Source organism: Belnapia sp. AC561, assembly GCF_979252845.1.
On the sequence record NZ_CEEDBP010000502.1, the window covers coordinates 1 to 235 of the forward strand.

General features: G+C 73.6%; 1 protein-coding gene. It reads right to left on the minus strand.

Annotated features, from left to right (window positions below):
* Positions 1-235, minus strand: a 235-nt coding sequence (locus AC0IW9_RS32025; protein WP_471652308.1) for a chorismate synthase, incomplete at both ends; no start/stop codon positions are given.

The following is a 235-nucleotide window of genomic DNA, read 5'->3' on the forward strand; positions in this document are numbered from 1 at the left end:
GCACCCGCCCGTCCGGGCCCATCCGCATCTCGTCCGCATTGCCCTCGCCCGAGAGGGCCGCGGCGGCGACGCCGTCGCCGATCTCGACGCCCTTGACCGCGTTGATGCTCATCAGCGCCGCGGCGATATCCGCAGCCAGCTTGCCGTAGATCGGCGCGCCGAGCCCGGGCGGCAGCCCCTCGGCCACCACCTCGATGACGGCGCCGAGCGACGACCAGATCGACCGGGCCAACTG